Annotated in this window: 24 protein-coding genes; 14 read left to right on the top strand and 10 right to left on the bottom strand. The window is 74.3% G+C overall.

Annotated features, from left to right (window positions below):
* Positions 1-66 precede the first annotated feature (66 nt).
* From ACFVXH_RS05345 to ACFVXH_RS05330, 4 genes are read right to left on the bottom strand one after another with little or no spacing between them, the layout of a single operon-like run.
* Positions 67-657, bottom strand: coding sequence for an ATP/GTP-binding protein (locus ACFVXH_RS05345; RefSeq protein WP_074004152.1), 591 nt, complete (start codon positions 655-657; stop codon positions 67-69).
* 2 nt (positions 658-659) lie between these two features.
* The gene (locus ACFVXH_RS05340; RefSeq protein ID WP_387820319.1) at positions 660-1,247 is read right to left on the bottom strand and encodes a DUF742 domain-containing protein; all 588 of its coding nucleotides are present in this window, start codon (positions 1,245-1,247) and stop codon (positions 660-662) included.
* Between the two features lie 5 nt (positions 1,248-1,252).
* Positions 1,253-1,717 (bottom strand): roadblock/LC7 domain-containing protein, encoded by a 465-nt coding sequence (locus ACFVXH_RS05335; protein WP_049654463.1) that lies wholly within the window; start codon positions 1,715-1,717, stop codon positions 1,253-1,255.
* Positions 1,717-4,647 carry a nitrate- and nitrite sensing domain-containing protein gene (locus tag ACFVXH_RS05330; protein ID WP_387820317.1) on the bottom strand — a complete coding sequence of 977 codons (2,931 nt, stop codon included), beginning with the start codon at positions 4,645-4,647 and terminating at the stop codon, positions 1,717-1,719. The genes ACFVXH_RS05335 and ACFVXH_RS05330 overlap by 1 nt, the downstream gene beginning before the upstream one ends.
* 879 nt (positions 4,648-5,526) lie before the next feature.
* On the opposite strand from ACFVXH_RS05330, the gene ACFVXH_RS05325 reads away from it, so the two are divergent.
* Complete coding sequence (locus tag ACFVXH_RS05325) at positions 5,527-5,658, top strand: hypothetical protein (RefSeq protein WP_255357445.1); 132 nt, start codon at positions 5,527-5,529, stop codon at positions 5,656-5,658.
* 234 nt (positions 5,659-5,892) lie between these two features.
* Positions 5,893-7,719: an ABC transporter ATP-binding protein gene (locus tag ACFVXH_RS05320; RefSeq protein WP_074004154.1), complete on the top strand. Its 1,827-nt coding sequence runs from the start codon at positions 5,893-5,895 to the stop codon at positions 7,717-7,719.
* A 13-nt stretch (positions 7,720-7,732) separates the two neighbouring features.
* Here ACFVXH_RS05320 and ACFVXH_RS05315 read toward each other — a convergent pair whose 3' ends face one another.
* The 3 genes from ACFVXH_RS05315 to ACFVXH_RS05305 all read right to left on the bottom strand — a co-directional run bounded on the left by ACFVXH_RS05315 (position 7,733) and on the right by ACFVXH_RS05305 (position 10,283).
* Positions 7,733-8,377 (bottom strand): response regulator transcription factor, encoded by a 645-nt coding sequence (locus tag ACFVXH_RS05315; RefSeq protein ID WP_117490718.1) that lies wholly within the window; start codon positions 8,375-8,377, stop codon positions 7,733-7,735.
* Positions 8,368-9,531, bottom strand: coding sequence for a sensor histidine kinase (locus ACFVXH_RS05310; protein WP_387820315.1), 1,164 nt, complete (start codon positions 9,529-9,531; stop codon positions 8,368-8,370). The genes ACFVXH_RS05315 and ACFVXH_RS05310 overlap by 10 nt, the downstream gene beginning before the upstream one ends.
* 86 nt (positions 9,532-9,617) lie before the next feature.
* Positions 9,618-10,283: a DedA family protein gene (locus ACFVXH_RS05305; RefSeq protein ID WP_049654396.1), complete on the bottom strand. Its 666-nt coding sequence runs from the start codon at positions 10,281-10,283 to the stop codon at positions 9,618-9,620.
* A gap of 197 nt (positions 10,284-10,480) precedes the next feature.
* Between ACFVXH_RS05305 and ACFVXH_RS05300 the strand changes: the two genes are divergently transcribed.
* Positions 10,481-10,987, top strand: coding sequence for a hypothetical protein (locus tag ACFVXH_RS05300; RefSeq protein ID WP_387820312.1), 507 nt, complete (start codon positions 10,481-10,483; stop codon positions 10,985-10,987).
* A gap of 45 nt (positions 10,988-11,032) precedes the next feature.
* On the opposite strand, the gene ACFVXH_RS05295 is transcribed toward ACFVXH_RS05300, so the two are convergent.
* A complete protein-coding gene (locus ACFVXH_RS05295; protein ID WP_074004157.1) occupies positions 11,033-11,836 on the bottom strand; it encodes a nucleotidyltransferase family protein in 804 nt (267 codons plus the stop codon).
* Between the two features lie 210 nt (positions 11,837-12,046).
* Here ACFVXH_RS05295 and ACFVXH_RS05290 point away from each other — a divergent pair, with 210 nt between their 5' ends.
* A complete protein-coding gene (locus ACFVXH_RS05290; RefSeq protein WP_387820310.1) occupies positions 12,047-13,267 on the top strand; it encodes a glycosyltransferase in 1,221 nt (406 codons plus the stop codon).
* Positions 13,268-13,326: 59 nt separating this feature from the next.
* On the opposite strand, the gene ACFVXH_RS05285 is transcribed toward ACFVXH_RS05290, so the two are convergent.
* Together ACFVXH_RS05285 and ACFVXH_RS05280 are read right to left on the bottom strand one after the other, a co-directional pair.
* The gene (locus tag ACFVXH_RS05285; protein WP_387820308.1) at positions 13,327-14,277 is read right to left on the bottom strand and encodes a hypothetical protein; all 951 of its coding nucleotides are present in this window, start codon (positions 14,275-14,277) and stop codon (positions 13,327-13,329) included.
* Positions 14,278-14,285: 8 nt separating this feature from the next.
* Complete coding sequence (locus ACFVXH_RS05280) at positions 14,286-14,819, bottom strand: SigE family RNA polymerase sigma factor (RefSeq protein WP_387820306.1); 534 nt, start codon at positions 14,817-14,819, stop codon at positions 14,286-14,288.
* A gap of 122 nt (positions 14,820-14,941) precedes the next feature.
* Between ACFVXH_RS05280 and ACFVXH_RS05275 the strand changes: the two genes are divergently transcribed.
* From ACFVXH_RS05275 to ACFVXH_RS05230, 10 genes are all read left to right on the top strand, one after another.
* On the top strand, positions 14,942-15,703 hold the full coding sequence (locus ACFVXH_RS05275; protein WP_049659981.1) for an alpha/beta fold hydrolase: 762 nt from the start codon (positions 14,942-14,944) through the stop codon (positions 15,701-15,703).
* Between the two features lie 99 nt (positions 15,704-15,802).
* The gene (locus ACFVXH_RS05270; protein WP_387820304.1) at positions 15,803-16,615 is read left to right on the top strand and encodes a dienelactone hydrolase family protein; all 813 of its coding nucleotides are present in this window, start codon (positions 15,803-15,805) and stop codon (positions 16,613-16,615) included.
* Between the two features lie 264 nt (positions 16,616-16,879).
* Positions 16,880-17,818, top strand: coding sequence for an urea transporter (locus tag ACFVXH_RS05265; protein WP_387820302.1), 939 nt, complete (start codon positions 16,880-16,882; stop codon positions 17,816-17,818).
* A 113-nt stretch (positions 17,819-17,931) separates the two neighbouring features.
* Positions 17,932-18,237, top strand: coding sequence for an urease subunit gamma (locus tag ACFVXH_RS05260; RefSeq protein WP_117490737.1), 306 nt, complete (start codon positions 17,932-17,934; stop codon positions 18,235-18,237).
* A gap of 3 nt (positions 18,238-18,240) precedes the next feature.
* Complete coding sequence (locus ACFVXH_RS05255; protein ID WP_387820300.1) at positions 18,241-19,104, top strand: sirohydrochlorin chelatase; 864 nt, start codon at positions 18,241-18,243, stop codon at positions 19,102-19,104.
* 23 nt (positions 19,105-19,127) lie between these two features.
* Positions 19,128-19,565, top strand: coding sequence for an urease subunit beta (locus ACFVXH_RS05250; protein WP_063780133.1), 438 nt, complete (start codon positions 19,128-19,130; stop codon positions 19,563-19,565).
* Positions 19,565-21,289, top strand: a complete 1,725-nt coding sequence (gene ureC / locus ACFVXH_RS05245) for an urease subunit alpha (protein WP_074004164.1) — start codon at positions 19,565-19,567, stop codon at positions 21,287-21,289. The genes ACFVXH_RS05250 and ureC overlap by 1 nt, the downstream gene beginning before the upstream one ends.
* Positions 21,290-21,324: 35 nt before the next feature.
* The gene (locus ACFVXH_RS05240) at positions 21,325-22,059 is read left to right on the top strand and encodes an urease accessory protein UreF (protein ID WP_387820593.1); all 735 of its coding nucleotides are present in this window, start codon (positions 21,325-21,327) and stop codon (positions 22,057-22,059) included.
* 52 nt (positions 22,060-22,111) lie between these two features.
* Positions 22,112-22,732 carry an urease accessory protein UreG gene (gene ureG / locus ACFVXH_RS05235; protein WP_049651049.1) on the top strand — a complete coding sequence of 207 codons (621 nt, stop codon included), beginning with the start codon at positions 22,112-22,114 and terminating at the stop codon, positions 22,730-22,732.
* Positions 22,729-23,721 (top strand): urease accessory protein UreD, encoded by a 993-nt coding sequence (locus tag ACFVXH_RS05230; protein WP_387820298.1) that lies wholly within the window; start codon positions 22,729-22,731, stop codon positions 23,719-23,721. The genes ureG and ACFVXH_RS05230 overlap by 4 nt, the downstream gene beginning before the upstream one ends.
* Positions 23,722-23,786: the final 65 nt, after the last annotated feature.

The raw sequence follows: 23,786 nt of genomic DNA, 5'->3' as shown, positions 1-23,786 counted from the left end.
CCGGCCGAGCGGGCACGGCGGTCGAGGGGAAGGGTCGGCCGGGATGTCGGTCCGGCCGGGGCCGGTTCAGCCGACGGGTGTGGCGGCGAGCTCCATCAGGTGGTCGACCAGGGCGAGCAGCAGGTCCCGCCCGAAGGCGCGCTCGCGCACGTCCCCGAGCAGCATCGGCACCTGTGGGTCGAGGTCGAGCGCGGCCCGGATCTCGTCGGGGGTGCGGGTGTTGGTGTTGTGGAAGCAGTTGATCGCGACCACGAACGGGATGCCCCGGCTCTCGAAGAAGTCGATGGAGGCGAAGCTGGTCTCCAGCCGGCGGGTGTCGGCGATGACGATCCCGCCGAGGGCGCCGTTGACCAGGTCGTTCCACATGAACCAGAAGCGCTCCTGGCCGGGCGTGCCGAACAGGTAGACGACCAGCTCGGGGCTGACCGTGATCCGGCCGAAGTCGAGGGCGACGGTGGTGGTGGTCTTCTGGTCGACGCCGGCCAGGTCGTCGACGCCGACGCTGGCCCGGGTCAGGTACTCCTCGGTGCGCAGCGGGGCGACCTCGCTGACCGAGCCGACCAGGGTGGTCTTGCCCACGCCGAAGCCGCCCGCGATCAGGATCTTGACGGCGGCCGGGGCGGCGGGGGCGTCGGTGGCGGAGTGGGGGGTTGCCATGTTCAGAGTCTCCGGAGTCCTTCGCGTACGGCCGTGAGCAGGCCGAGGTCCACGCCGCCGGCGGCCCGGGCCACCGACAGCGGCGCCCGCGCCTTCAGCAGGCCCTGGGCGACCAGGTCGCCCAGCAGGATCTTGGTGACCGAGACCGGGAGGTCCAGGCCCGCCGACACCTCGGCGACGGCGATCGGGCGCCGGCAGCGTTCGAGGATCAGCCGGTGCTCGGGCTGGAGGCCGCGGGCACCGGCGCGGCTGCCCCGTGCCAGGGCGGCGTCGGCCTCCTCCTCGACCGTGGTGAGCACGGTGATGAGGGTGAGGTCGTCGCGCTCGGGCGCGGTCCGGCCGCGGGTGATCGTGTACGGGCGCACCATGCTGCCCGTCTCCTCCTCCGCGTCGTCCTCCAGCTCGCTCCAGTGCGGCACGGTGCCGCGCCGCCAGGAGTCGTCCCAGCCGGACTGCCGGCCCGAGGGCGGGCCGGACGGAGAGCCGGGCTGCGGTCCGGACGGCGAACCGGAGGCCGGACCGGGTCGCGGGTCGGCCTGCCGGCCGTCGTCGCGGCCGTCCCCCCAGGCGTCGTTCCCGTACGGTTCCACCCTGGTCAGCCCCGGTTCCGGGCGGCGAAGGCGTCGAAGGAGGCCGGGGCGGCGGGGGCGCCGGGGGCCTCCTCGTGGCGGACCGGGGTGGTGAGCTTCTGGCCGACCTGCTGCACCAGGGTGTGCATCGCGACGGACATCACCTCGGCGTCCACCTCCTGGGAGGCGACCACGGCCAGGTGGGTGCCCTGGGCGGCGGCGATGACGAACAGCCAGCACTCGGCGAGCTCGACGATCACCTGGTGCACCGGGCCGCCGTCGAACAGCGCCCCGACCCCGCGGGCCAGGCTCTGCTGGCCGGTGGCGACGGCGGCCAGGCGCTCGGCGTCGGCCCGCTCGATGGTGCGGGAGTGGCTGACCACGAGACCGTCGTCGGAGAGCAGGACGGCGTTCCTGGTCCCGGGCACCGAGTCGACGAGTCCGTCCAGCAGCCAGTCCAGGTCCTGGTGGGTGGCGATCGTGCGGTTCATCACTGCTCATCCGTTCGTGTGGTTCGGGGGTCCGCGGCCGGAAGGGCGCAGGGGGCGGGCGCGGGGGCGGGGGAGGGCTCCGGCGGGGTGGCGGGCAGGCGGTGCTCGCCGCTGTCCTGGGCCCGGGCGGCGCGGGACTGCCGCTGGAAGGCGCCGATCGCCGCACCCGAGCGCCGTACCGGGCGCTCGGTGCGCTGAAACGGTCCCGCGGGCGGGGTGTCCGCGGCGGGCCGCTCGACCCACTGCGGCTGGGCCGGCGGGGGCACCCGCAGCTCGGCCGCCAGGCTGGCCTGCCGGACGCGCTGCGGCAGCGGGGGCTGGCCGGCCTGGGCCGGGCTGAACGGCACCGAGGTCCGGTACTCGCGGGGCTGGCGCCGCTCGGCCAGCCGGTAGTGGTCGGCCGGGCGGTACTGCTCGTCGGCGTACGGGGCCTCGGCCTCGGTGACCCGGGCGTAGGCGATGTCCGGGTAGGCCGGGGCGTCCTGGGCGGGCGCCGGGTCGGCCGGGGAGGTGTGCTCGATCGGCTGCTCCGGCTGGTGGTCGGGCCGGGCAGCCGTGGCGGGCTGCTCCACTCCGTACGACGGCACGGGGCCGGTGGACGGTTCAGCGTCGTACGACGGCTCCGATCCGAAGGGCTGCCCGGACGGGTACGGCTGCTCCGCCGGGTACGCCTGCCCGGCCTGGAACGGCTGCTCGGCCTGGTACGGCTGCTCGGGCCACTCCGCCTCGAACGGAGCCGCCGGGAGGACGGCCGGGGCGTCCGGGGCCGGCGGCAGCGGCTGGACGACCGCCGGCTGGAACGGGGCCGCGGGCAGCGGGACCTCCTGGAGCGTGGCCTCCGGTGCCGCGCCCCATCCCGCCGCCGGTCCCGCGTCCGGTCCCGGCCACGTCCCGGCCTCCGCCGGGGACAGCGGCACCGGGGCCGCCTGCGGGGCGTGGTCGCCCTGCGTGAAGGAGTCCACCGGCGCGACCGGCGGACCGGCCGGCACCGGGACGGGCGTCTCGTCGGAGGCCGAGCGGACGGCCCGGCGCGAGCGGCGCACCAGCGGGATCGGCTCGGTGGCCGTGCCGCCGGCGCCGTCCGGCAGCCCGGTGTCGCCCTCCAGGACCAGCTCGTCGGGGACGAGCACGACCGCCCGGGTGCCGCCGAAGGCGGACGGGCGGAACTCGATCCGCAGCCCGTGCAGGGCGGCCAGCCGGGAGACCACGTGGAAGCCGAGGCGGATGTCGTCGGCCCGGGCCAGCACGTCGGTGCGCGGCGGGCGGCTCATCAGCTCGTTGGCCGCGTCGTACTGCTCCGGGTCCATGCCGAGGCCCCGGTCCTCGATCTCGATCGCGAGCCCGCGGCCGACCACGGCGGCGCGCACCTCGACCGGCGTGGGCGGCTTGGAGAAGGTGGTGGCGTTCTCCATCAGCTCGGCGAGCACGTGCGCCACCGGGCCGACGGCCCGCTCGGAGAGCCAGGGGTCGCCCTCGATGTCGATCGAGATCCGCCGGTAGTCCTGCACCTCGCCCTGCGCGGCGCGCAGCACGTCCAGCAGCGGGACGGGCTTGCGCCAGCGCCGCTGCGGCTGGCCGCCGGCCATGATGACGAGGTTCTCCTCGTAGCGGCGCAGGCGGGCGGTGAGGTGGTCGAGGTCGAAGAGGCCCTCCAGGACCTCCGGGTCGTCGTGCTTGCGCTCCAGCTCGTCCAGCTTGCGCAGCTGGCGGCCGATCAGCAGCTGGGTGCGGCGGGCGATGCGCTGGAGCAGCCGCTCGAAGCCGCGGTGCTGCTCGGCCTGGCCGACGGCGGACTCCAGGGCGGCGGAGCGGGCCAGGTTGAGGGCCTGGCCGAGCCGGGCCAGCTCGTCGGTGCCGTTGCCGTGCGGGCCGTCCGTGATGGTGCGGGTCTCGGCCTCGACGTCCACCTGCTCGCCGCGGCCGAGGCGGTCGACCACCTCGGGCAGGGTGCGCTGCATCTCCTCGGCCTGGGTGTGCAGGTCCTTGATGCGGCGGCGCAGCGAGCGGCTGAGCCGCCAGGAAGCGATGATCACCGCGACGACCGTGATCAGGCCGACGACGGTGGTCAGCACGACCCGGGTGAGCATGCCGACGATGGCGCTCTTGGCGACCTCGATGATGCCGTTGGTGCGGTCCTCGATCGCCTTGACCAGCGGCGGGTTGAGCCCGTCGAGGGCCTGGCGCCACTGGTCCTGGGTCGCCGGGAGCTTGACGGTGCCGTTGGCGTCGGCGGCGGTGGGCTTGAGCAGGGCCTGCTCGACGGCGGCCTTGGCCTGCCAGGACGGGCTGTTGACCAGCTCGTGCCAGGCCGGTGCCTCGGCGTCCGGGATGTACGGCAGGACCTGGACGTTGAGCAGGTGGTCCTGCGCGCCGATCAGCTGCTGGACCTGCTGGTAGTCGGTGGCCGACAGTCGCCCGGTGGGCCAGCCGCGGGCCAGGACGGCGTCCTCGCGGGAGAGCATCTCCTTGGCCCAGAAGGAGTTGACCAGGGTCTTGGACAGCCAGGTGACCTCGCCGGTGTCGACGCGGCTGAGCGCGGTGAACAGCCGCAGGTCGACGCTGATCAGGTCGGTGTAGTAGGCGAAGACGCTCTGCTGGTCGGTGGTGCCGCGGTCGACGGCGGAGCGCTGCTCGGCCAGCTTGCCCATGGCCTGGCGGGCCTCGACGACGGCGGACCGGATCTCGCCGGGGGCGTTGTCGGCGGTCGCGCCGGAGAGGGTCTGGAACTGCCGCACCGCGTCGTCGGTCAGCTGGCGCTGGTGGCGCAGCTGGTCGGCGTTGGAGCCGGGCCGGGCGAGCGCCTCGGCGCTGAGCCGGCGCTCCTCCTGGAGGTTGTAGTAGACGATGTTGGACGGTTGGCCGGCCTTCTGGGCGATGGTGGCCTGGTCGGCCAGCCGCTGGAAGTCGGCGATGGTCTCACCGCTGGTCACGGCCCAGAGGGCGACCAGGGCGATGCTGGGGACGACGGCCAGGACGAGCAGCGCCGTCCGCAGGGACAGGCGTGGACGCCTGCGGGGGCCCTTCGGCGTCGGGGGCCGCCGATTCGCACGCGCGCGCAGAGCTGACTCCTTGGGGCTGGCGGCCGGCCGGTGAGGGGCGGGCCGTCCGGGCACGGTTTTTTGACGAAGCGATACTAGTCATACCGTGTGATTAGAGTGAAAACCCGTTCGCTGCCTGGGCTGTGCTTGCACACGGAGCGGACACAATGTCATTCATTCGTTGACCGTCCGTATGCGGAGCAGGCCCTTCCGGACTCGCCCGACACAGTGTCAACGAGACGCGCGGCCGACGGATGGCCGGGGTGTGAAAACTGTGTGACGCCCCGCCGGGACCCGCTCGGCACGCCCGCCGGGCCATCGCCCGGCCCGGATCCGCCCCTCCGGCCGCGTGGCGGCCCGTCCGGCGAGGGGGAGGGCGTGGAGGGCGGCCATCGGACCCATTTGTCAGGTTCCCTGAGGACTCGCGCACCACGGTCAGCCTACCCGGCACACGGCCGCGGACGCCCTCCGTGGGAGCCGCCGTTCCGATGACGTACCGGGAGTCGCCGAACGTGACGGGCGGGACACCCTCCACGGTGGCGGCCGGTCGTCGCGAAGTCCGTACGGCTCTGGAGCTGCGAACACGCTCGGTGGGCGGATACTGGAGGAGTGGGACGGATCGGACCGGGCGTCGCCGACAGGCCGCCGGAACGGTCCGACCACGGGCAACGGCCTCCAGGTCCCCGGGACCGCGCCGCCGGTGCAGGTCTCGGCGGGCGCCAGGAGCGCCGACGCAACGAGAGAGAGAAGCCGTGATGAGTTACTTCGGCCGTGGAGGAGACAGAGGCGGTGGTTACGGCCGTGACCGTGACCGTGGTCGTGGGCGTGATCGTGATCGTGGCCGCAACCGTCGTGGAAACCACCGTCGCCGTTTCGGCATGTGGTGACGGTGATTTCGGCTAGGACTGCGCACAACAGTCCCGACTAGCGCCATCACAGGGGCCGGCGGTACCACCGCCGGCCCCTCACCCTGGGGCCGGCACCGCCGCCACGCGGAGGGTGACGCGTCCCGGACGACGGGGCCCGGACGACGGGGCCCCGGATGACGGGTCCCCACCTCGGAAACGGCGGATCCGGACCCCGAAAGGTCGTTTCCGGACACCGGAACGACGTCTCCGAGAGCAACGGGTCGTGGCCATGCGCGAAGTGACGCCCCCGGGCGACCGGGCGGCGCGGGACGACGACGACCCGGGGCCGGTGACGGACCCGCCCGTCGTCCCGCTGCGGGAGCTGATGCGCCGGTTCTGGCCGTGGGTGCGCCCCGACGTGCGCTGGCTCCCGGTGAGCGCGGTCCTGCTCGTCCTCGGCGCCTTCGGCGAGGTCGTCTCCGTCTGGCTGTTCAAGGACCTGATCGACGACGTCCTGGTGCCCCGGCACTTCGCCGACTTCTGGCTGCTCGCCGCCCTCATGCTCGGCGCGTCCGTGGCCGCCGCGCTGTTCACCTACGGCGGCACCTACACCAGCACCAGGACCGCCGAGCGCTACATGCTGCGGCTGCGCACCGACACCCTCGCCCACCTGCACACCCTGCCGCCCGACACCCTGGAGACCCGCTGGCGCGGCGACCTGGTGGCACGGCTCACCTTCGACATCGCCGAGATCGAGCAGATGGTGGCCACCGGACTGGTCGAGGGCGCCGTGGCCGCGGTCAGCCTGCTGCTGTTCACCGGAGCCGCCTTCTACCTGAGCTGGCCGCTCACCGTGGCCGCGCTGCTGGCCGCCCCGCTGTTCGTCCTCTCCACCAGCCTGTTCGGGCGCCGCATCCGGCGCCGGGAACGGCAGGTCCAGCGCCGCGCGGGCGGCGTCACCGCGCTGCTGGAGGAGTCCCTGCGCAACGCCACCGTCACCCGGACCTGCGGCCAGGAGAGCCGGGAGGTCGAACGGGTCCACCGGGAGGGCAAGGCCCTGCTCGACGCCGAACTCTCCGCCGCCCGGGTCGCCGACCTCTACCAGCCCTTCCTCGGCGTGCTGCAACTGCTGGCCGGGCTCACGGTGGTGGGCGTCGGCGCGCTGGAGGTCATCCACGGGCAGCTCAGCCTCGGCGGCCTGCTCGCCTTCGCCGCCTTCATGGCCCAGCTGTTCGAGCCCGCCCAGCAGCTCGCCGCCCTCGTCCCGCTGGCCGGCACGGCCTGCGCCTCGGGCGAACGCGTGCTGGAACTGCACGACCTCACCAGCCCCGTGCGCGAACGCCCCACCGCCCGCGACACCGGCCCGGTCCAGGGCCGGGTCACCCTCCAGGGCGTCCGGGCCGGCTACCCCGGCGCCACCGGGACCCCCGGGCCGCCCGTCCTCACAGACCTGGACCTCGACCTGCTCCCCGGCGAGACCCTGGCCCTCGTCGGGCCCAGCGGCAGCGGCAAGTCCACCCTCGCCAAGCTCCTCGTCCGCTTCCTCGACCCGCAGGCCGGCACCGTCCGCCTCGACGGCCAGGACCTGCGCGACCTCACCCTCGTCTCGCTGCGCCAGGCCGTCACCCTGCTGCCCCAGCAGGCCCCGCTGTTCCGCGCGACCATCGCCGACAACATCGCCTACGGCCGCCCCGACGCCCCGCCCGCCGCCATCGAACGCGCCGCCCGCAACGCCGGCGCCCACGACTTCGTCACCGCGCTGCCGGACGGCTACCGCACGGTGATCGGCGCCGACGGCTTCCAGCTCTCCGGCGGCCAGAGCCAGCGCGTCGCCATCGCCCGCGCCTTCCTGCGGGACACCCCCGTGCTGGTCCTGGACGAACCCACCACCGGGCTGGACCCGCACACCGTCGAGCAGTTCGTCCCCGCGCTGCGCCGCCTGATGACCGGGCGCACCACCGTCCTGATCACCCACGACCGGGCGCTGCTGCCCCTCGCCGACCGCGTCCTCACCCTCCGGCCGCCGGGCACCGCCGGGCCGGCCGCCGGTCCGGACAGCCGCCCGGACGCCAGCCCGGTCGACGCGTTGCGCGGCCGGGAGCCGCGGAAGCCCTGAGCCGTCGCGGAGGCTACGCGCCGAGGTAGTGCAGGACGGCCAGGATGCGGCGGTTGTAGTCGGTGGTGCGGGGCAGGTCCAGCTTGTCGAAGACGGCGTTGAGGTTCTTCTCCACCGCGCTCATCGAGACGTGCAGCCGCTGCGCGATGGCGGCGTTGGTCCAGCCCTGGGCGAGCGCCTCCAGGACGCTGCGCTCACGCGGGGTGAGCCGGGCCAGCGGGTCGGTGCGGGTGGTGCGCACCACCAGTTGGCGCACCACCTCCGGGTCGATCACCGCGCCGCCCGCCGCGACCCGCACCAGGGCGTCCAGGAACTCGTCGACCTCCGCCACCCGGTCCTTCAGCAGGTAGCCGACCCGCTCCGCGCCCGCGTCCAACAGCCGGGCCGCGTACCCGCGTTCGATGTGCTGGGAGAGCACCAGCACGCCCACCTCCGGCCAGCGCTCGCGGATCTCCACCGCCGCCCGCAGCCCCTCGTCGGTGTGGGTCGGCGGCATCCGGATGTCCACCACCACGACGTCCGGCGGCCGTTCCGCCACCGCCGCGGTCAGCGCCGTCGCGTCGCCGACCGCGGCCAGCACCTCGTGCCCCTCCTCGGCGAGCAGCCGGACCAGGCCCTCCCGCAGCAGGGTCGAGTCCTCGGCGAGGGTCACGCGCATGGCAGCTCCGCGGTGATGACGGTCGGGCCCCCGGCGGGGCTGTGGACGTGGAGGGTACCGTCCAGCGCGGCGACCCGCCCGCGCAGGCCGGTCAGGCCGCTGCCCGCCGGGTCCGCGCCGCCGGTGCCGTCGTCCTCGACCCGTACGGTGAGCACGCCGGCGGTCCGCTCGACCAGGGCCGAGACCGCCGAGGCGGCGGAGTGCTTGGCCGCGTTGGTGACGCACTCCGACACCACGAAGTAGGCCGCGGTCCGGACGGGTTCGGGCAGCGGGCCGGCCACCTCGTAGCGGAGCCGCAACGGGACGGCGCACCGCTCGGCCACCCCGCCCAGCGCCTCCTCCAGGCCCAGGGTGTCCAGCGCCGACGGGTACGCCCGCCAGGCCACCTCGCGCAGCTCGGTCAGCACCCCCTGCGCCTCCCGGTGCGCCTGGCGCAGCAGCGCCTCCGTCCGCTCCGGGTCCTGGTGGCGGTCCAGGCCGCGCCGCGCCCGGCCGATCAGCATCGCCAACGCGACCACCCGCTGCTGCACGCCGTCGTGCAGATCCCGCTCGATCCGCCGCCGCTCGGCGTCCACGGCCTGCACCACCGCGGCCCGGCTGTCGGCGAGTTCGGTGATCCGGCGGCGCAGCAGCTCGGCCTCGGACGGCCCGAAGCACTCCCGGGCGGTCCGGGCGTCCAGCGCGGCCAGCGAGAACAGGCCCTGCACGGCCAGGAAGAGCAGCACCCCGCCGAGCAGCACCTGGGTCGCCAGCTCCTCCCAGCCCAGCGAGCCGCGCAGCACCCCGCCGACCAGCAGGACGGCCAGCGCCAGCCCGAAGCCCAGCAGCCCCAGCACCACCCCGGCGACCAGCCCGCCGCCGCTGCGCACCGCCAGGTAGCGCAGTACCCGGCGGTCGTCCGCCCGGTACTGGTGGGGGAAGCGGTCGCCGAAGAAGGCGCTGCGCCGGGCCCGCTCCAGGGCGGCCAGCCGGCGCACCCCGGACAGCAGGCCCGGCACCGCGTACGGGCGGGTGCGCGGCCAGAGCAGGAACGGGCCGAGGACGACGGCCGCGAGGAGGAGGTACAGCGCGGCGAGCGCGGCGCTCGGGCAGCCGAGCAGAACTCCGGTGGCCCGGCGCGGCCATGACGTGGTGTCCGCTGCATCCCCCTGCACGGGGTCCGAGCTTACGGGGCGGGCCGGGCCTGCGGGGGCGGTGGGGCCTTCGGGGCCATCGGGGCCGGTGGGTCCGGCCGGGCCGGTCACCGGGCGCGGCGGTGCTGGGCGGCGCTGTTGCGCCCGCGCCAGCGCATCACGACGTACCCGGCCACGGCCACCGCGACCACCACCAGGACCGCCTTGGAGAACAGGCCGACGTACGTCTCCACCGTGTCCCAGCGGTCCCCGAGGAGGAACCCGGCCATCACCAGCACGCTGTTCCACACCAGGCTGCCGATCGTGGTCAGCATGACGAACGCGGGCAGCGGCATCCGCTCGACCCCGGCCGGAACGGAGATCAGGCTGCGGAAGATCGGCACCATCCGGCCCAGCAGCACCGCCTTCGTCCCGTGCCGGGCGAACCAGGCCTCGGTGCGCTCCAGATCGGAGGCCTTGACCAGCGGCAGCCGGGCCCAGATCGCGTGCATCCGCTCCCGGCCGAACAGGGCGCCCAGCCAGTAGAGGACGACGGCCCCGGCGACCGAGCCGAGGGTCGTCCAGGTCAGCGCCGAGGCGAGGCTGATCACGCCCTGCCCGGCGGCGAAGCCCGTCAGCGGCAGGATCACCTCGCTGGGCAGCGGCGGGAACAGGTTCTCCAGCGCGATCGCCAGGCCGGCCCCGGGGCCGCCCAGGGTGTCGACCAGGTCGGCCGCCCAGCCGGCGAAGCCGTCGGCGGGCTGCTGGGCGATGGCGAGGACGGTGTGCGGCATGCGGGCTCCAGGGTGGTCGCGGTGCCGGCGCCTGGTGCGCCCGGCTCTGCCCTCCACGCTAGGAACCGCAGGTCAGCGCCGGTATGAGGGTTTCCGGCGGACGCCCTGTGGTTTTCCGTACCGCCGCACCCTGTGGTTTTCCGCAGGGGCGGAGAATCCGGTGGCGGCTGGCGTGGCCGCTTTGTCAGGATGGCGCCATGGACGACGCATTCACCCTGGCCTGGCAGTATTCCGCCGGACTGGTCTTCCCCGAGGACCTGCCGATGGCCGCCGCCGGGCTGCTGGCGGCGGGCATCGGCGGGGACTCGCCCGCGCTCTGCGACCTCGCGGGGCGGCCGGGCCGGGGCGAGCCCCCGGTCGAGCTGACGGAGCTGCTGTGGCAGGCGATGGCGGAGCTGGGCCTGCCGGTGCCGGACGACGGCTTCGTCCAGCGCAGCCTCCTGCACCACACCGCGGCCCGGCTGGTGTCCGGGGAGATCACGCCGGTTGAGGCCGTCGCCGCGCTCTGGTCCCGGATCGACGAGCGTACGACCGGGGCGGAGCGGCGGCTCGCGGAGCTGGTCGACCGGGTCTGCTGCCCGGGCTGCGTCGACACGTGGCCGGTCGAGGTGACGCGGGACTGGGAGCGGGAGATGAGGGCGGCGGCCGTCGAGGTGGCGTCGGCGGCCGACCACCGGAACGCCGCCTCCTGGCACCGGGGCTGAACGCGCCTCGCCCGCCGGGCGGTTGGCGATCAGGTGTTCGGCGGCTCAGCGGTTCAGTGCGGCCACGGTCTCCCTGGTCAGCTCCCGCGCCCGGGCGACGGTGGCCGTCAGCTCCGCCGCCGACCCGCCGGGCTCGGCGAGCAGGCCGTGCGCGCGCCTGCCGAAGTACGGTGGGGCGTCCGGCAGTCGACCGGCTACGGCCAGCGCGCCCTTCTCGTTCAGGCACCAGCGGCGGTGGTGGGCGAACAGGGCCTGGACCAGGATGCCGACGGCGTGCGACAGGCAGAGCGAGACGTGCAGGGCGTCGGCGCGGACGGCGCTCTTCGCGGCGGTGTCGAGCAGGAAGCCCGCCTCCCAGGTGGCCGCGGTGAGGGCCCCGCGCAGCGGCTCCGGGTAGTCGGCGGTCTGCCGCTTGAGCCGCGTCAACTCCCCGGTGGGGTCGGCCAACGGCTGCCCGAGGGCGACCTCGCCCGGGTAGCAGGGCGACCAGAAGCCGAGCGGGTGGCCGGCCTGCGTCCCCACCTCGTAGCGGCCCGCGCGGCAGTCCGCCCACACCCGTCCGACCCGGTCGAGGTCCCGCAGGATCCAGTCCACGGCGACGCCGTCGACCCGCAGCCACGCCCCGCCGTTGACCCACGGGCCCCAGCCGCCCGGGCCGGCCACCTCGGTCTCCGGCCCGGCGAGCGCCCGCAGCGCGTCGAGGTCGGGGCCGCCCCGGTAGTACACCCCGAGGTCCCAGTCCGACTCCGGCCGCTCCTCGCCCCGCGCCCGGCTCCCGCCGAGCATCACTCCCACCACGCCCGGCACACGGGCGAGTTGACCGGCCATGTCCTCGATGATCGCGCGCATGAAGGAGATTCTGGCAGGAGAAGCGGTGTCCGCCTGGGAATTTCCGGTGCGGTGCTGGCGTCCGCGGAGGCGTACCCACTCCTCGCCACTCTCAACGTACAGCGCACGGGGGGCCTTGCCGCAAGGCCCCGGTGGTGACGCAGAATCACCGCTTCGAGGACGCCGGTCCGCGAAGCACGGAAGCAGATCCGCGAAACGGGGAGTCACGAAGTGCGAGTGGTGTTGTCGACGTACGGGTCGCGCGGGGACGTCGAGCCGATGGCCGCGCTGGCGGTGCGACTGAGGGAACTCGGCGCCGAGGTGCGGGTCTGCGCGCCGCCGGACGAGGAGTTCTCGGCGCGGCTGGCCGAGGCCGGAGTCGAGCCGGTGCCGGTCGGTCAGTCGGTGCGCGCGCTGGTCAGCGGGCCGCCGCCGAAGCCCGGGGACCTGCCCGCGCGCGCCGCCCGGCTGGTCGAGCAGTTCCACGCGGCGGTGCTCGGGGCGGCCGAGCCGGGCGGCGCGGTGCTGGCCACCGGGCTGTTCCCGGCGGCGGCCGGCGCACAGGCGGCGGCCGAGCAACTGGGCGCCCGCTTCGTGTACGTGGCCCTCCAGCCGACCGTGCTGCCCTCCCCGCACCACCGGCCGTTCGAGTACCCGATGCTGCCCTACCCGCCGGAGGCGACCGACCCCCGGGAGCTGTGGGAGCTCAACATCGGGACGATGAACGCGCTGTTCGGCGAGGCGGTCAACTCCCGCCGGGCGGCGGTCGGACTGCCCGAGACCGACAACGTCCGGGACCACGTCCTCACCGGCCGGCCGTGGTTGGCCACCGACCCGCTGCTCGACCCGTGGCCGCGGCCCGCGGAGGCGGACCCGTCCTGGCCCGAGGCGGTGCAGACCGGCGCGTGGATCCTGCCGGACGAACGCCCGCTGCCCGCCGACCTGTCGGACTTCCTGGCGGCCGGCGAGGCGCCGGCGTACGTCGGCTTCGGCAGCATGCCGCTGCGCGACCCGGCGGGCGCCGCCCGGGTCGCCGTCGAGGCGGTCCGGGCGCAGGGCCGCCGGGTGCTGCTCGGCCGCGGCTGGGCCCGACTGGCGGAGGTGGACGGGGCCGAGGACTGCTTCGCGGTCGGCGAGGTCAACCAGCAGGCGCTGTTCCCGAAGGTGGCCGCCGTCGTCCACCACGGCGGCGCGGGCACCACCACCACGGCCGCCCGGGCCGGAGTGTCCCAGGTGCTGGTCCCGCAGATGGTGGACCAGCCGTACTGGGCCGCGCGGGTGGCGGAGTTGGGCATCGGCGCCGCCCACGACGGCCCGACCCCGACCACCGCGTCCCTCACCGCCGCCCTGCGCCGGGCCCTCGCCCCCGCCACCCGCGAGCGCGCCGCCGCCCTCTCGGCCCGGGTCCGCACGGACGGCGCGACGGCCGCCGCGAAGCTGCTGCTCGGCTGAAGGGGGACAGGAAAGGAGCGGGAGGTCGGCCCGGCCGACCTCCCGCTCCTGCCCCGGGCTCAGGAGGCCGGTTCGGTCAGGTACTTGGCACCGGCGTCCGGGAGCTTGTTGCCGTCCTTGTCGAAGAACTGCCAGGACTTCGCCCGCATCGTCCCCGGGCGGGCCACCACCAGCTCGCGGATCGGGGAGTCGGCCACGGTGACGGGCGTCGGCTCCGTGGTGCTGCCGTCCGCCCAGGTCACCACCACCCGGCCGACGTCCGGTCCGATCGAGAGCAGCACCACGTCCAGCGGGGCCACGGTGTCGCCCTTGCCCCGGTGGCCGACCAGGCCGCCGCCGAAGACGGTCCGGTTGCGCGGGTCGACCTTGCCCGGGGCCGCCTGGGCGCCGTCGGAGTCATGGCTGAGCCGCACCCCGTCCACCGTGAAGTAGACGTTGGTGACGTCGCAGTCCGGCTGCCAGTACCGCTGGACGTACTCCTCCGTCGGCTTGGAGATCTCCGAGTCGTACCTGCTGCGCTCCTCCCACACCGCCGTCGCCTGCTCGAACGCCCGCTCCCGGGGGGCCTCCGGCCACAGCGCCTCCCACAGCTGCCACTGCTTGCCGTCCGGGGTCAGGCCCTGGCCGAGCACCACCCGGACCGGGGTCAGCGGGTTGCGGAAGGCCGGGGCGGTCCCGTTCGGCGGGAGGGGGGTGCCCAGCCCGGGGGTGTTCGCCACCGTGAGCGTGGGCGTGGGCGCGGCGCCGACGCCGGCCGGACCGATCCCGTGGGCGGGCGCCGGGCCCGGCCGCAGCTGCGCCAGCGCCCCGCCGGTCAGCGCCACCGCGGCGGCCAGCGCCGCCGCGCCGACCACCGTACGGCGGCGGTGCCGCAGCCGGCGGCCCCCCGCCAGGATGTCCGTCACCGGCGCCGGGCCGATCCGCGCGCCGGCCGCCGCCTCGGCGAGGCCGAGCCCCACCCACAGGTCCGTGCCGTCGTCCCCGCCCACCCCGTCCGGTTCCCGGTCCATGCCGCCCCTCATGCCGCTCCTCCGATGTGCGTCGTGTCCTTGAGTCCCACCAGTGCCGTGACCTGCCGCAGCCGCGCGATGCCCTTCGCCGCGTGGCTGCGCACCGCGCCCACCGAGCACCCCATGGCGGCCGCCGTCTGGCTGTCGCTCAGGTCCTCCCAGTGCCGCAGCACCACCGCCTCGCGCTGGCGCGGCGGCAGGGTGGCCAGCGCGGCCAGCAGGGCCCCGCGCTGGTCGGAGCGGGCGTAGCCGTCCTCCACCCCCGCCGCGTCCGGCACCGCGTCCACCAGCAGCTCCGGCGCCCGGCGGCGCCAGCGGCGGGCGTGCTGGTTGACCAGGATCCGCCGCACATAGGCGTACGGATCGTCGGCCCGGCGCACCTTCGACCAGGCCGCGCAGGCCTTCTCGGCGGCCGACTGCACCAGGTCCTCGGCCGCGTACTGCTCGCCGGCCAGCAGGTACGCCGTCCGTACCAGGCGCGGCCAGACCGTGACGATGAACGACTGGAACCCGTCGTCCCGATCGTCTTTCGCTTCTCCCATGAGCACCTCCGAGCACCTCCTTCACCCGTCCAGAGCCCGGGGGCGGTCGAAAGCGCTTACCCGCGGCCGCGGCGGCTTCAAATCGCTTGGGGAACAGCGGCGGGGACACTACGATCCGCCGAATGATCATTTCTCATGACGTAGCGGGCAGCGGGCCCGCCGTGGTGCTGCTGCACTCCTCGGTGTGCGACCGGCGGATGTGGGACGCGCAGTGGCAGCCGCTGGTCGACGCCGGACACCGGGTGGTCCGCTGCGACTTCCGCGGCTTCGGCGACACGCCGCTCGCGGACGCCCCGTACAGCGACGCCGGGGACGTCCTGGCCCTGCTCGACCACCTGGGCATCGGGACCGCCGCCCTGGTCGGCGCCTCCTACGGCGGCCGGATCGCCCTGACGGCGGCCGCGCTGCGCCCCGAGGCGGTCACCAGGCTGGCCCTGCTCGGCGCGGGCATGCCCGGACACCAGCCCAGCGACACCCTGCGCGCCTTCGGCGGGCGCGAGGACGAGCTGATCGAGGCCGGGCGGATCGACGAGGCCGTCGAGCTGAACGTCGAGTCCTGGCTCGGCCCGGAGGCCGACGAGCGGACCCGCGCGCATGTCCGCCGGATGCAGCGCCACGCCTTCGACGTCCAGATGACGGCGACGGTCGGCTCCGACCGCGAGGACGTCGACCTCGGCCGGATCACCGCCCCCACCCTGGCCGTGTCCGGCGCCCACGACTTCCCGGACTTCCGGGACATCGCCGCCGCCCTCCCCGCCCTCCTCCCCGACGCCCGGCACCAGGAGCTCCCCTGGGCCGGCCACCTCCCCAGCCTGGAGCGCCCGGCCGAGACCACCGCCCTGCTGCTCGCCTTCCTCCACGAGGACGGCCCGGCCGCGCGGTAGCGGCGAGCCGTGCGGTGGCGACGGCGGTGAGCCCGTCGTGGGGCAGCCCGTCGAGGGAAAGGCCGGACCCGAACGTGTGTCGGGAGCCATGATGACGGGGTGCACTTCACCACGGAATCCAGCGCGGACGGCGTGACGCAGCGCCACTTCACCCTCGACGGCGCGCCCGGAGTGCTCTGGCAGCCGGACGGATCGCCCCTCGGCGGGCGGCCGTTGGTGCTGCTGGGGCACGGCGGCGGCCAGCACAAGCTGGGTCCGGGACTGGTGGACCGGGCCCGGCGGTTCGTGCGGCGGCACGGGTTCGCGGCGGTGGCGCTGGACGCGCCGGGGCACGGGGAGCGGACGCGCAGCGCCCAGGACGAGCGGTTCGCCACCGAGATCGGGGAGTTGATCGCGGCGGGCCGGCCGGTCAGCGCCTGGGTGGCGCGGCACACGGCGGCGCTCGCGGAGCGGGCGGTGCCGGAGTGGGTGGCGGTGCTGGACGCGCTGAGCGGTGAGGCGGAGCGCCCCGGTCGGACGGATGACCCCGGTCGGGTGGAGGACCCCGGACACGCGGAGGGCCTCGGGCCGGTCGGGTACTGGGGGTTGTCGCTGGGGAGTGCGATCGGCATCCCGCTGGCGGCGGCCGAACCGCGCGTCGCCGTCGCCGTGTTCGGGCTGACGGGGCACGCGTCGCAGGCGGAGGCGGCGGGTCGGGTCGGCGTGCCGGTGGAGTTCCTCCTCCAGTGGGACGACGCGCTGGTCCCGCGCGAGGGGGCGCTGGCGCTGTTCGGCGCGCTGGGTTCGCGGGAGAAGACGCTGCACGCCAACCCCGGGGGCCACCTGGAGGTGCCGGAACCCGAACTGGAGTCGTCGGAACGGTTCCTGGCGCGGCATCTGATCCGGGCGGGAGCGAGCGCGGCCCCGGCATAGCCGATGCCAACCGTCAGTAAAACTTCGCAAAGGATTTCTCCCTGCAACGAACCCGACGGGCCGTGACTTCAACAGATTGTTGCAGCTCAGCGGCCCGATGGTCACCCTTCGTGGATTTGGCATAACACCCCGTACCCCCTGGACTTCGCAAACCATAGGAGTACGGTTCCGGAGGAATCGCCGGGGCCGACATTCAGGCAGGCCGGCCGTACCGGAAAATTGGTGCGCAGCATGGGTTTGCAACAGGGTGGGGAGAGCGCCTCGGTGGCGACTCGTCCGATATCCGCCAGGGTGGTCGCGGAGGTCCTGCGCGGCGTCGCGCAGGTCGATTTCATGCCGTCCGTCGTCTGCGGACTCTTCTTCGTGGCCGCACTGTTCGCCGCCGACTGGCGGTACGGCCTCTACGGACTGCTCGGCAGTGCCGTCTCCACCGCCGTCGCGTACGGGCTCGGGCTCGACCGGGAGACCGTCGGGGCGGGGTTGCACGGGTACAACGGCTGCCTGGTGGCGCTGAGTTGCGCCGTCTTCCTGGGCGCCGGGCACCCGGCGACGGTCGCGGTGGCGGTCCTCGGGTCCGCCGTCGCCGTGGTGGTCACGGCGGGGCTCGGGGCGCTGCTCGCCACCTGGCGGCTGCCCGCGCTGACCGCGCCGTTCTGCCTGGTCGCGACGGCTGTCACGGCGGCCGCCCCCGGCTTCCGGCGGCTGTGGCAGGGCGCGGGCGCACCCGCCGCGCTGCCCGTCCCGGCCGCCGGGCCGACCGGGCTGAGCTGGGACCAGCTCTGGCACGGCTTCTTCGCGAACATCGGTCAGATCTTCTTCATGCCGCAGTGGTACGTCGGACTGCTGTTCCTGGCCGGGCTGTTCGCGGCGAGCCGGCTCGCGGGCCTGATGGCCTGCGCGGGGAGCGCCACCGGGCTGCTCACGGCCTGGGTGTTCGGCGCCCCCGGCGAGGCGGTCGGGCAGGGCCTGCTCGGGTACAGCGGCGTCCTGGTCGCCCTCGCGCTGTGCGGGGTGTTCCTGGCGCCCGACGCCTGGAGCGCGGCGTACGCCCTGGTCGGTGCGGCCGGCGCGACCGTGCTCACGCCGGCGCTCGGCGCGGCCTCCGCGCCCTTCGGCGGTCACGCCTTCACCTGGCCGTTCGTCCTGACCACACTGCTGTTCCTGGCGGCGGTGCCGGCCGTCCCGCGCCTGCGCCGGACTTGATTCCGCGTCCGGCGCCGCCGAATTCATCTGATGTCGAGAACCCCGGGCTCACCGAAGCCCCTTGAGCATCTTTCTGCATTCCATCGGATTCTCGGAAAGGAAGAGTGATACCCGTGAATCTCTCGCCGCGTGAGATCGACAAGCTGTACATCTACGTCGTCGCCGATCTGGCCCGCAAACGCCGGGACCGCGGCGTCAAGCTGAACTACAGCGAGGCCTGCGCGCTGATCAGCGAGGCGATCATGGAGGGCGCCCGGGACGGCCGCACCGTCGCCGAGTGCATGGAGATCGGCAAGCAGGTCGTCGGCGGCGAGGACGTCATGCCGGGCGTGCGCGAGATGCTCCCGCTGCTCCAGGTCGAGGCGGCGTTCGTGGACGGGACCAAGCTGGTCTCCTGCCACGACCCGGTGGGTGCCTGAGTGATGACCCGGTCCCATGCCGCCGCCACCGTGGTGCTGGCCGGCGGCCACGAGAGCGACGGCGGCCGGGACCTCGCGGCGCTGGCGGCCCGCGAGTCCACCGTGCACGCCGCGGCCCCCGCGGGCCGTCCGCTCACCGAGGCCGTCCGGTCCGCGCTCGCCGCGGCGGGCGACGGGCCGGTGTGCGTCGTACCGATGACGCTCGGCCGCGACCCGAAGCTCGTCGCCGACACCGCCCGGGCGCTGCGCTGGCTGGCCGCCGGGGAGGGCCGCGGACGGCTCGCCCTGACCGCGCCCTTCGGCGCCGCCGACCACCTGATCGGCTGGCTGCGCGCCGCCGCCGGCCCCGCCCCCGACGGCGCGGTGCTGGTCACCGCCCCGGCGGCCGGCCCCTTCGAGGACGCCGAACTGTTCCGGATCGCCCGCCTTGCCCGCCAGTACGGGCGGCACCGGTGGGTCGAGGTCGCCTTCGACGGCGGCGACCCGGACCCGGCCGAGGGCGCCGAACGCTGCCGGCTGCTCGGCGCCCGCGAGGTGACGGCCGTTCCGGCCTCCTTCGGGCCGGCCCTGCGCACCGCGCTGCCCGGCGTACGGGACGGCGGCCCGCTGCTGTGGCCGTCCGCCGTCGCCGGGGTGGTCGCGGCCCGGACGGCGGCGGCGCTGCACCTGCTCGGGCACGGGGAGGACGGCATCCTGGCCGGCCTCGACGCCGAGCACGGGCACGGCTACGCGCACAGCCACGGGCCGGGGGAGCAGGGCCACGGTCACAGCCACGGGCCGGGTGGGCATCAGCACGGCCACGCGGCCCACCCGCACCACCCGCACCACCCCAGCCATACCCACGAACCCGCACACACCCCCCACTGACCCGGCAGAGAGGAAGGCCAGCCATGTCTGGTGGCGCCGCGTACCTGTACGGCGACGACCCGGTGGAGATCAACGCCGGCCGCGCCAAGGCCACCGTCACGGTCAGCAACACCGGTGACCGGGCGATCCAGGTCGGATCCCACTACCACTTCTTCGAGGCCAACCGCGCCCTCGACTTCGACCGCAACGCCGCCTTCGGCAAACACCTGGACATCCCGGCCGGCACCGCCGTCCGGTTCGAGCCGGGCGACACCAAGGACGTCACGCTCGCCGAGTTCGGCGGCCACCGCCGCCTGGTCGGCTTCGCCAACCTCGTGGACGGCGGCATCACCGCCCCCGCCACCCGCGCCCGCGCCGTCGACCGGGCCATCGCCCTCGGCTTCAAGGGCACCAACCTCGACCACAAGGAAGACCGGCCCCGGGACTTCCACACGGAGACCCACCCGGAAGGCGACCGCTGATGGCCATCCTCTCCCGCAGGCAGTACACCGACCTCTTCGGCCCCACCGTCGGCGACCGCTTCCACCTCGCCGACACCAACCTCCTGGTCGAGGTCGAACAGGACTTCAACCAGGGCCACTACGGCGACGAGGCCGTCTACGGCGGCGGCAAGGGCATCCGCGACGGGATGGCCCAGGACCCGGCCGCGACCTCCCTCCAGGGCGCCCTCGACCTGGTCATCACCAACGTGGTCGTCATGGACGCGGTGCTCGGCGTGGTCAAGGGCGACATCGGCGTCAAGGACGGCCTGATCGTCGCGGTCGGCAAGGCGGGCAACCCGCACACCCAGAGCGGCGTGCACCCGCGGCTGGTGATCGGCCCCGGCACCGAGGTGATCTCCGGCGAGCACCTGATCGCCACCGCCGGCGGCATCGACACCCACATCCACTTCATCGCCCCGCAGCAGGTGCAGGAGGCGCTGAGCAACGGCATCACCACCCTGATCGGCGGCGGCACCGGCCCGTCCGACGGCACCAACGGCACCACCTGCACCCCCGGCCCGTGGAACATCCACCGGATGTACCAGGCCGTCGAGGACCTGCCGGTCAACGTCGGCCTGCTGGGCAAGGGCAACGGCTCACTGCCCGGCGCGCTGCGCGAGCAGGTCGAGGCCGGCGTGTGCGGCCTCAAGGTGCACGAGGACTGGGGCAGCACCCCGGCCGCGATCGACAGCGCGCTGAGCGTCGCCGACGAGTACGACGTGCAGGTGGCCATCCACACCGACACCCTCAACGAGTCCGGCTACTTCGAGGACACCCTGTCCGCGATCGACGGCCGCACCATCCACACCTTCCACACCGAGGGCGCGGGCGGCGGCCACGCCCCCGACATCATGCGGATCGCCGGCGAGCCCAACGTGCTGCCGTCCTCCACCAACCCGACGCTGCCCTACACCGTCAACTCGGTGGACGAGCTGCTGGACATGGTGATGGTCTGCCACCACCTCAGCCACAACATCCCCGAGGACGTCTCCTTCGCCGACTCCCGGGTCCGCGCCGAGACCATCGCCGCCGAGACCGTGCTGCACGACGAGGGCGTCATCTCGATCTTCTCCTCCGACTCGCAGGCGATGGGCCGGATCGGCGAGTCCTTCACCCGGGCCTTCCAGACCGCCCACCACTGCAAGGACCAGCGCGGCAAGCTGGCCGGCGACAGCGAGCGCAACGACAACGCCCGCGTCCTGCGCTACCTCGCCAAGCTCACCATCAACCCCGCCGTCGCCTCCGGCACCGCCGACCACATCGGCTCGCTGGAGCCCGGCAAGCTCGCCGACATCGTGCTCTGGCCGATCAACTCCTTCGCCGCCAAGCCGAAGATGGTCATCAAGGGCGGCGTGATCAACTGGGCGCTGATGGGCGACCCGAACGCCTCGCTGCCCACCCCCCAACCGGTCTACTACCGCCCGATGTTCGGCCAGTACGGGCGGGCGAAGCAGGCCACCCGGGTGTCCTTCATGTCGCAGGCCGCCGTCGACCTCGGGGTTCCGGCCCAACTCGGCCTGGAGAGCCGGGTGCTGCCGGTGCGGCGGTGCCGTACGGTCGGCAAGCAGCACATGGTGCGCAACGACGCGCTGCCGAAGATCGCGGTCGACCCGGAGACGTACAAGGTCACCCTGGACGGCGAGCCCGCCACCATCGAACCGGCCCGCGAGCTGCCGCTCAACCACCTGTTCTACCTCGCGTGAGCCCCGTCACCGAGACGCGGCCGGGCCTGGATGCCATGGGCGGCCTGGACGCTGTGGACGGCCTGGGGGATCCGGACGCCATGGGCGGCCTGGACGCCCTGCTGGTCTGCCTCCAGCTGACCGACTCGGCCTTCCCCAGCGGCTTCTACACCCTCTCGCACGGGCTGGAGGGCTACGCCCAGGCCAAGGCCGTCACCCCGGACACCCTGCCCGGGCTGCTCGCCGACCTGCTGCGGCACGGCGTCGGGCCGTCCGACGCCACGGCCCTGGTCCTGGCCCACCGGGCGGCCACGGCGGGCGACTGGGAGCTGCTCGCCGAGACCGACCAGCGGCTGCACGCCACCAGGCTCAACCGCGAGCTGCGCCTGGCCGCCACCCGGACCGGGCGCCAACTCCTGGACATCGCCCGGGAGTCGGTGGGCGGCGAGCCGCTGGAGCGGTACGCCGCGCTGGTCGCGGAGAAGCGGGCCCCCGGCTGCCAGGCGGTGGCGGCCGGGGTGGCGTACGCCTCGGCCGGCGTCCCCGTCCAACAGGCCGTCACCAGCGACCTGTTCGCGTTCTGCACCAGCTTCGTCGGCGCGGCGCTGAGGCTCCGGCTGACCGACCACCGCAAGGCGCAGGTGGTGCTGTGGGCGGCCTCCCCGGTGATCCGGGAGGTCGTATCCGCAGCATTGGAACGGGACTTGGCGGACCTCGGCGGCTGCGTGCCGGTCGCGGACGCCATGTCCGGGCGGCACGAGCGGGCGGAGGCCCGGCTGTTCATGAGCTGACCGCCCGATGCGTACGTGCGCCACAGAAGAACGACCGACAGAAGGAGGAGAGTTGACCGAGAACGTGCTCCGCGTGGGCATCGGCGGACCGGTGGGCTCCGGCAAGACGGCGCTGATCGAGGCGCTCGTCCCGGTGCTGATCGCCCGCGGCCACCGCCCGGCGGTCATCACCAACGACATCTACACCCAGGAGGACGCCCAGCACGTGCGGCGCACCCTGGCCGGGATGCTGGACCCCGAGCGGGTCGTCGGCGTGGAGACCGGTGCCTGCCCGCACACCGCCGTACGGGACGACCCGACGATGAACCTCGCGGCCGGCGCCGAGATGCTGGAGCGCTTCCCGGACGTCGACACCCTGCTGTACGAGTCCGGTGGCGACAACCTCACGCTGACCTTCAGCCCGGTGCTGGTCGACCTCTTCCTCTTCGTCCTCGACACCGCCGAGGGCGAGAAGATGCCCCGCAAGCGCGGCCCGGGCATCACCGAGTCGGACCTGCTGGTCATCAACAAGATCGACATCGCCCAGTACGTCCGCGCCGACCTCGGGGTGATGGAGTCCGACGCCCACCGGGTGCGCGAGGGCGGACCGGTGGTGCTCACCAACTGCCTGACGGGGGAGGGGCTGGAGGAGATCGCGACCTTCCTGGAGACCTTCCGCAAGGTCCCGGCGTGACAGCCTCCCCGGCTGCGGCGGTGCCCCGGCTCGACCCCCGGCACTACGAGCCGGCCCGCGTCCCGTACGAGGTCCGCCGCCACGCCGGGACGCCCGACACCCTCGCGGTCGGACGTCCCGGCAAGGTCGGGCTGCTGGAGCTGGCCTTCGAGCGGGTCGGCGGACGCACCGAACTCACCGGCCACTACCAGAAGTCGCCGCTGCAGATCATGCGCCCGCTCTACTTCGACCCGGCCCGCCCCGACCTCGCCGTCACCTTCCTGATGTCCACCGGCGGCGGCATCCTCCAGGCCGACCGGCTCCGCACCGATCTGCACTGCGGCGCCGACACGGCGGTCCACCTGACCACCCAGGCCGCCACCAAGGTCTACCGGATGGAGCACGACTACGCGACGCAACTGGTCAACCTGACGGCCGGGCCGCGCGCCTACGTCGAGTACCTGCCCGAGCCGGTGATCCCCTTCGTCGACTCGCGCCTCTACCAGCGGACCGTCCTCACCGTCGACCCGGACGCGACCGTACTGGCCGGCGAGACCGTCCTGGCCGGCCGCCTCGCCCGGGGCGAGCGCAACGCCTACCGGGTGTTCGCCTCGGACCTCGAAGTGCGGCGCCCAGGTGGTGAATTGGTGGCACTGGACACCGTGCGACTGGAGCCCTCGCCGGGTGGAGGCGGAGGGGGCGGTAGGGGTGCCGGGGTCACCGGGCCGGCGGTGCTGGCCGGGCACGACGTGATGTCCAGCCTGTACGTCCTCAGCCCGCTCGCCCCGGCGGCCCGGATCGCGGACGTCCTGCACGAGGCGGTGGTCGGCTGCGGCCAGGAGTACGGCGAACTGCTCTACGGGGTCAGCGTGCTGCCGCAGGACAGCGGCGCCTGGCTGCGGCTGCTCGGCTCCGACACCCGGGCCTGCGCCGCCGCCCTGCGCGCGGCCTGGGACGCGGTCCGGCGGCTGCTGATCGGGGTGCCGGCGCCGGAGCTGCGGAAGACGTAGGGCCGTCGGCCGGCGCCGCCGGTCGTGATCTTCTTCCGGATCCGGCACAACCCTGGGGCCGGGTG

The organism is Kitasatospora sp. NPDC058184 (assembly GCF_042883725.1).
Classification (GTDB): domain Bacteria; phylum Actinomycetota; class Actinomycetes; order Streptomycetales; family Streptomycetaceae; genus Kitasatospora.
The sequence above is the reverse complement of the archived record's forward strand: the minus strand, read 5'-3'. Positions and strand labels throughout refer to the sequence as shown.

Coding starts and splice junctions, on each gene's coding strand:
- ACFVXH_RS05345 (WP_074004152.1), bottom strand. CDS start 657: ATGGCAACCCCCCACTCCGCCACCGACGCCCCCGCCGCCCCGGCCGCC.
- ACFVXH_RS05335 (WP_049654463.1), bottom strand. CDS start 1,717: ATGAACCGCACGATCGCCACCCACCAGGACCTGGACTGGCTGCTGGAC.
- ACFVXH_RS05320 (WP_074004154.1), top strand. CDS start 5,893: ATGCGCGAAGTGACGCCCCCGGGCGACCGGGCGGCGCGGGACGACGAC.
- ACFVXH_RS05315 (WP_117490718.1), bottom strand. CDS start 8,377: ATGCGCGTGACCCTCGCCGAGGACTCGACCCTGCTGCGGGAGGGCCTG.
- ACFVXH_RS05305 (WP_049654396.1), bottom strand. CDS start 10,283: ATGCCGCACACCGTCCTCGCCATCGCCCAGCAGCCCGCCGACGGCTTC.
- ACFVXH_RS05300 (WP_387820312.1), top strand. CDS start 10,481: ATGGACGACGCATTCACCCTGGCCTGGCAGTATTCCGCCGGACTGGTC.
- ACFVXH_RS05295 (WP_074004157.1), bottom strand. CDS start 11,836: ATGCGCGCGATCATCGAGGACATGGCCGGTCAACTCGCCCGTGTGCCG.
- ACFVXH_RS05285 (WP_387820308.1), bottom strand. CDS start 14,277: ATGGACCGGGAACCGGACGGGGTGGGCGGGGACGACGGCACGGACCTG.
- ACFVXH_RS05280 (WP_387820306.1), bottom strand. CDS start 14,819: ATGGGAGAAGCGAAAGACGATCGGGACGACGGGTTCCAGTCGTTCATC.
- ACFVXH_RS05275 (WP_049659981.1), top strand. CDS start 14,942: ATGATCATTTCTCATGACGTAGCGGGCAGCGGGCCCGCCGTGGTGCTG.
- ACFVXH_RS05255 (WP_387820300.1), top strand. CDS start 18,241: ATGACCCGGTCCCATGCCGCCGCCACCGTGGTGCTGGCCGGCGGCCAC.
- ACFVXH_RS05250 (WP_063780133.1), top strand. CDS start 19,128: ATGTCTGGTGGCGCCGCGTACCTGTACGGCGACGACCCGGTGGAGATC.
- ureC (WP_074004164.1), top strand. CDS start 19,565: ATGGCCATCCTCTCCCGCAGGCAGTACACCGACCTCTTCGGCCCCACC.
- ACFVXH_RS05240 (WP_387820593.1), top strand. CDS start 21,325: ATGGGCGGCCTGGACGCTGTGGACGGCCTGGGGGATCCGGACGCCATG.